This window comes from Trichocoleus sp. FACHB-262 (assembly GCF_014696035.1).
GTDB lineage: Bacteria > Cyanobacteriota > Cyanobacteriia > FACHB-46 > FACHB-46 > Trichocoleus.
In genome coordinates this window covers 1-6,122 of the sequence record NZ_JACJPK010000040.1, presented here as the reverse complement: position 1 = coordinate 6,122, position 6,122 = coordinate 1, and the positions used below count along the sequence as shown (strand labels likewise).

Sequence of the window (6,122 nt, the reverse complement as noted above, 5' to 3'; positions counted from 1 at the left end):
ACTCATTTTTGGGTTTATTGGTATCACGGATATTGAGTTCGTCTATGCCGATAGCCTTAATCTTGGGGATGAAGCCCGGAATCTGGCGATCGCTAATGCCCAATCTGCCTTACAAGCCGCGATCGCGCATTAACAATCATTACTTTTCTGGTAGCTAGAGTTTTTGAGGTCATGTCCAATGCTAGACCCACTGGTAGCCGGTACAGATGAAGAAACTCACCAGGTGACAGCCATCATTTCTCACTTCATTCGACCTGGGCGTGAGCAAGGATATGAGGAGTGGTTGCATGGAATTGCGACGGCTGCTCACCAATTTAAGGGACATTTAGGAGTGAGTGTGATCCGACCCTGTGATCACGCTCATCCTGAGTATGTGGCAATTGTCAGGTTTGATCATTACAACAACCTCAAAACTTGGCTGGAATCCAGTGTGCGGCAGGACTGGTTGGAGCGGTTGCAGCCCTTGATTGAAAAGCCTGAAACCATTCAAACTCTAACGGGTCTGGAAACCTGGTTTACGCTTCCCAACAAACCCATGAAAGCTCCACCTCCGCGCTACAAAATGGCGGTCGTGACATGGCTGGGAGTGTTTTTTACGATATCTATTCTCAATCGTTTGCTAGTACCGCTCCTAGCTGGGCTTCCGGTATTGCTCAGAACCTTTTTGGTTACAGGTCTAACGGTTGCCCTGCTGACCTACGTGATTATGCCGCGCCTCACTCAACTCTTTCGCAAATGGCTGTATCCCGCTTGATCAAGTACATATCTTGCACATTCACAGGAATCCTCCATGTCTTGTCAACACCTGAACGAACTGACGCTAGAGACTATGATTTCAAAAGCCAATTACCCGGTATTCCGCTGTGAGGAATGCCTGCGAGTTGGCGATCGCTGGGTTCACTTGAGAATTTGTCAAACCTGCGGCAAAATGCTGTGCTGCGACTCATCTAAAAATCAGCACGCACGCCGTCATTATGAAGAAAGTGGACATGCGGTGATCAGTTCAGCCGAATTGGGAGAACAATGGCTGTGGTGTTTTGCCGACGAACAACAGAAGAACTATTGATCACGCGCCCCTTTTCTACTCGCGAGGAAACCACGATGTCAAATCAGCCTACCCTAACCTCAACGGATATTTGGCCGAGTTTACCCCTGGACGCATGGCAAGAGACCTATACCACCTTGCACATGTGGACGCAAATCATCGGCAAAATCCGATTTGCCCAAACTCCTTGGATTAATCATTCCTGGCATATTCCCCTCTATTTAACCGTTCGGGGACTGACCACTTCCACGATTCCCTATGGTAGCCGCATCTTTCAAATCGACTTTGATTTCATTGATCATGAGCTGCTGATTCAAACCAGCGAAGGGGCAAGACGAGCGATCGCACTCTACCCCCGCTCTGTTGCTGATTTTTATCAGACTGTGATGGAAACTCTGAGAGAATTAGATCTTCACATCACGATTAACACCAAACCGAATGAAGTCCCTGACCCAATTCGATTTGAGCAGGATGAAACCCATGCTGCTTATGATGCGGATTATGCCAATCGATGCTGGCGAGTGTTGCTACAGTCCGATCGCGTCTTTCGAGAATTTCGCTCCCATTTTTCCGGCAAGGTTAGTCCGGTTCATTTTTTCTGGGGGAGTTTTGATTTAGCAGTGACTCGCTTTTCGGGGCGATCGGCTCCTGAGCATCCGGGAGGGGTGCCGAATTTGCCGGATGTAGTGGCAAAGGAAGCCTATTCTCAGGAAGTCAGTAGTGCCGGATTTTGGCCCGGAGCCGGATTATCATACCCAGCGTTTTATTCCTATGCGTACCCAGAACCCGATGGGTTTAAGCAGGCTGAGGTTCGTCCCGATGCTGCATTTTACAATAAAGAGTTGGGTGAATTTATTTTGCCCTATGACGCTGTCCGTGAGGCAGAGTCACCCGATCAGACGTTGTTAGAGTTCTTGCAAAGCACCTACGAAGCTGCTGCCAGGTTAGGCAACTGGAATCAAAAGGAACTTCAGCAGTTGACGTTTAAGTAGCGACTGCATTCCTAAATTGGCGTGTAACTACTCAGGTTTAAGTTTTTAGGGATATTTCAAAGGGTATGAGTAGCAAGCCTATAGGATTGGAGGATTGAGCTTTCATTGAATCCAGAAGCGATGAGCTAGCCAAATCCTTCAAACCCAATTAACCGGGAGGAGATCCGTGCGGTTTACGCCCAAGGAGAGGATGCAGTCATCGCCTTGGTTGAGGGATTATTGGAGCGGATTGGCCAACTGGAAACTTGCCTTGAGGCATTGGAGAACCAACGTCAGAAGGACAGCCGAAATAGTAGCAAACCACCTTCGGGAGATGGGTTTGCTAAACGCACCAAAAGCCTTCGTCCAAGGGGTGAACGGGCCAGTGGTGGGCAAAGCGGACATCAGGGCAGCACCTTGGAGTGGAGCGAACAAGTGGATGAGGTGGTTGTGCACCACGTTTTGCAGTGCCAGACCTGTAGTGGGGATCTCAATGATGTTGCCGTCGAGAGTTGGGTACTGCGTCAGGTGGATGATTTGCCCCCGTTGCATTCAGGGTTCCACTGAAGTATTCGCTTTAATCAGCTACGGGCCTGTTCCTTTTTTCCAAAAAATGTCATTCGCAAATCCAACGGGAGCTTCCCATCCGGATCAGTAACACACCCTAACTTAAGTAGCCAATGCAACTGCTGGCTCACTTTATTCAGTTCAAAGTTTTCGATGAGATCCGCAAGGATGAGAGTGGCGCTCCTCTGGCAGAAAAAGACGACTTCTTCCATAAATCGACTGCCACGAAAGATGAATTGGTCTAGGTCTGCTACCCACTGAGATGGTGGTTCAGCTTCCAAGTCAGCATCAAAATTCACTTCAATTTTCTGCTGTGCGGCCCGATCACGAACACCTAGAGATGCCCATGCTATAGCTTTTGGATAGGCGCTAGCCCAAGCACCAATATGGGCGTAGCTGAATAAGGATGGAAGTTTTGTGCGGCATTTGTGTGGCAGTTGTTGCTGCCCTCGGCATCTTCAATCTCTGCGGGTCGATTCCCCGTCGCTCTGCGGCGTAAAATGCACAGATGAGTGAGTACATCCACAAAAGCCATAACGTCACGGTTTTGCTATACCATCTTGTCTTTCCAGCTAAGTATCGTCAGGCGATGTTCGATGAACAAGTTGATGCAGTCTTGCAAGAGGTGTGCTTAGAGATTGAAAAGCGCTATGAGATCAAGTTCGTGGAAATCGGGGTAGACAAAGACCATGTGCATTTTCTCGTGCAGTCGGTGCCAAGCTACAGTGTGATGAAACTGGTGACGATGCTCAAAAGCTTGACGGCACGTGAGGTGTTCAAGCGATGCCCTCAGGTGAAACGACAGCTGTGGGGTGGAGAGTTTTGGAGTGATGGCTACTTTGCCAGCACAGTCGGCAAACATGGTGATGAAAGCATGATTGCCAAATATGTTAAAGCTCAGGGCAACGACTATCTTCAGCTACATAGAGATGAGCAATTGACTCTTTTTTGATGCTGATACCCCGTCCGCTTGCGGCGGGGTAGTTCATTGCATATGCATTGCCAATTCAAAATTCAAAGTTCAAAAAAGGTAGAAGCTGTCTATTGCTCTATATTTATACGTATGTAGAATAATTGATATGTTGGTTGAGTCTGTGGCCGAGCGATCGCGGCTCAATGTAAAAGTGATGCGTTGTCATATATCTTTCCCCAAATAGAATGATCATCAAAGGTTTGCTTGATATGGAATTGAACGATCGCGAGATCATAGAGTATTGAGCGTTGAAACCGGTTATGTCTGAGCCGCAACGGATCACAGAACGAACTTTTGAGTTTGCGGTGCGCATCGTGAAGCTGTGTCGGGTTCTGGATGAAAATCCTGGTGTTGCTCGCACATTGTCGAAGCAATTGATTCGTTCTGGAACCTCGATTGGGGCGAATGTAGAGAGATCTCAAGCAGCTCAAAGCAGTGCTGATTTCGTACCCAAGCTGGAAATTGCGCTCAAGGAAGCGAGAGAAACGCAATATTGGCTCAAACTGTTAATTGCGATTGAGATTGTGCCAGAATCTCGCTTGCTGCCACTGCTAGTAGAAACGCAAGAACTGCTCAAAATCTTAGCCTCAATCATTGTCAAAACAAAGCAAAACCGCACTCACTAGCCCTTTCGCATTTTGAGCTTTGAATTGATTTGCGATCGCGCTCGTCATGAGGTTAAGGAGATGGGCAGCAAACGGATCAGGTGGGTGTTTTGAGTGGCCGCTGCGTGGCAGGTGTTGCTCCAAGGGAGACGCAGAAGGCCTCTGCAATCCAATTGCCGCTCACAAGTGCAAGAACACCCCTCAAATTCAACTCAAACCTGATTCGCGCATATCTACCGCTAGGATTGTGGCATAGGGGTCAAGAACTGCTTCGGGGACCTCAATAGTCAGCTCTCCCAAAGGATTTGGATTGAGGATCGACTCTGAAATTGCACATCGTGTGCTATATCTTAACGCCTTGCCAGTCGCGAGTACCTGGATGCCTTTGACTTGTTGAATCGGAATGCCGCGTACTGTAATTGTGTCGTACGGTTTCATCAAGAGATGCAGATAAAGACGCTGCTTTCGACGGGTTGAAGGGCCATAAAATTGCCAAGGCTCTAACCCGGGTTCTGTGCCCACAATACTCTCCTGGTTGACTGCCATCCAGTCTGCGATCGCTGTCAATCGTTCCATCAGTTCTGGCTGAACTTCTCCATTGCCCATTGGACTGATATTCAGGAGCAGATTCCCACCTTTGCTAGCAACTTCACAAAGAGTGTGAATCAATTGCCGAGGAGATTTGAAGTGTGTATCTTCAGCGTTATACCCCCAGCTTTCATTGATAGTCATGCAAGTTTCCCAGGCTCCCGCTAAGGGTTGGGGTGGGATAAATTGCTCAGGAGTGGCGAAATCGCCAAATCCTGGCAAGCGATCATTGATCAAAATCTCCGGTTGAAGCGATCGGATTAATTCATACAGTTTTTGAACCCGCCACTGCTCAGGAGTCCGTTCCCAGCCGCCATCGAACCAGAGAATATCAATGGGGCCATAGTTAGTGAGCAACTCCTGTACCTGAGCAAACATGAAGGTAATAAAGCGCTCCCACTGCTCAGGAGTCGGTTGACGGTATTGTCCAAAGCGATAAGGTTTATCTGCTTCTGTAAAGGCTGGATAGTCAGGATGATGCCAATCAATCAGAGAGAAGTACAACCCAACGTGCAATCCAGCATCTCTCATTGCCTCAACAAACTGTCGTACAATGTCTTGCTCATAAGGGGTGTGCTGAATGGAGAACGTGGACTGCTGGGTATGGAATAGAGCGAAGCCATCATGATGTTTGGCTGTGAGAATCACGTATTGCATCCCTAAGCGTTTCGCGAGTTGCGCCCAAGCAGCAGGATTATAGTGTTGGGGATTGAAGTGTAGAGCAGTGGCATGATATTGCTCAATAGGCATATTGCCACAGAACGGGAGACTGAACACCCCCCCAACCAGAGGCCAAGATAATTCGATGCCTTGTTGAGAACTATGTCCCCAATGGACAAACATGCCAAAACGGGCCGTAGAAAACCAATGATTCATGTGCTAATTAACCCAGAGAGCGAAGCTACATTGTAGGGTATTGCAAGTTTCTAAAGAACGGGAAAAATAAGCTGCCTCAACCACAAGACCCTAGAAAGGGATTAAAGGTCAGATTGCTTACGAGGTGAGGAATTGATCGCTCGCCCTAGGAATCTGTAGGGAGCTGTTGCATGAGTTGGTTAGTAGGAAGCCATCCCTGCTCCACATGGAGGGTGTGATGAACCCCGTCGATTGTGGTTGCTGCCAGCACCCGTCCTTGCGCTTTGGCCCAATCAAACCACTGCCTGAAGCCAGCGGGTAGCGCAGAGGTGGCAGATGCCGCAATGGACAGGCTCCAGCCCTGCAAAATGGCTTAATGGAGGTAGCCGCTCGGGTTGCGGATGGCTATGCATTGTCACATCTTTCTTCACAAGTAGAATAATCACAAAAAGCCTTATCCAGGATGTAATTGAGCGATCGCCATCTCTCCTGACTCCCCTATGGCGATCGTAAATTTT

The 6,122-nt window shown here is 48.4% G+C and carries 9 protein-coding genes; 6 read left to right on the top strand and 3 right to left on the bottom strand.

Annotation, left to right across the window (positions count from 1 at the left end):
- The first annotated feature begins 178 nt into the window (after positions 1-178).
- From H6F68_RS08720 to H6F68_RS08705, 4 genes are all read left to right on the top strand, one after another.
- On the top strand, positions 179-754 hold the full coding sequence (locus tag H6F68_RS08720) for an antibiotic biosynthesis monooxygenase (protein ID WP_190558209.1): 576 nt from the start codon (positions 179-181) through the stop codon (positions 752-754).
- Between the two features lie 36 nt (positions 755-790).
- Positions 791-1,066: a UBP-type zinc finger domain-containing protein gene (locus H6F68_RS08715; protein ID WP_190440354.1), complete on the top strand. Its 276-nt coding sequence runs from the start codon at positions 791-793 to the stop codon at positions 1,064-1,066.
- 35 nt (positions 1,067-1,101) lie between these two features.
- Positions 1,102-2,037, top strand: coding sequence for a DUF5996 family protein (locus H6F68_RS08710; protein ID WP_190558207.1), 936 nt, complete (start codon positions 1,102-1,104; stop codon positions 2,035-2,037).
- Between the two features lie 147 nt (positions 2,038-2,184).
- The gene (locus H6F68_RS08705; protein ID WP_313930061.1) at positions 2,185-2,583 is read left to right on the top strand and encodes a DUF6444 domain-containing protein; all 399 of its coding nucleotides are present in this window, start codon (positions 2,185-2,187) and stop codon (positions 2,581-2,583) included.
- A 14-nt stretch (positions 2,584-2,597) separates the two neighbouring features.
- Here the strand turns inward: H6F68_RS08705 and H6F68_RS08700 are convergent, their stop codons facing one another.
- The gene (locus H6F68_RS08700; protein WP_190558203.1) at positions 2,598-2,882 is read right to left on the bottom strand and encodes a hypothetical protein; all 285 of its coding nucleotides are present in this window, start codon (positions 2,880-2,882) and stop codon (positions 2,598-2,600) included.
- Positions 2,883-3,091: 209 nt separating this feature from the next.
- Here H6F68_RS08700 and tnpA point away from each other — a divergent pair, with 209 nt between their 5' ends.
- Positions 3,092-3,535 carry an IS200/IS605 family transposase gene (gene tnpA, locus H6F68_RS08695; RefSeq protein ID WP_190558201.1) on the top strand — a complete coding sequence of 148 codons (444 nt, stop codon included), beginning with the start codon at positions 3,092-3,094 and terminating at the stop codon, positions 3,533-3,535.
- 281 nt (positions 3,536-3,816) lie between these two features.
- A complete protein-coding gene (locus H6F68_RS08690; protein ID WP_190558199.1) occupies positions 3,817-4,182 on the top strand; it encodes a four helix bundle protein in 366 nt (121 codons plus the stop codon).
- 186 nt (positions 4,183-4,368) lie between these two features.
- On the opposite strand, the gene H6F68_RS08685 is transcribed toward H6F68_RS08690, so the two are convergent.
- Together H6F68_RS08685 and H6F68_RS28710 are read right to left on the bottom strand one after the other, a co-directional pair.
- The gene (locus H6F68_RS08685) at positions 4,369-5,625 is read right to left on the bottom strand and encodes an alpha-L-fucosidase (protein WP_190558197.1); all 1,257 of its coding nucleotides are present in this window, start codon (positions 5,623-5,625) and stop codon (positions 4,369-4,371) included.
- A gap of 272 nt (positions 5,626-5,897) precedes the next feature.
- Positions 5,898-6,122: hypothetical protein (locus H6F68_RS28710; protein WP_206755511.1), on the bottom strand; the 225-nt coding region annotated here is incomplete at its 5' end.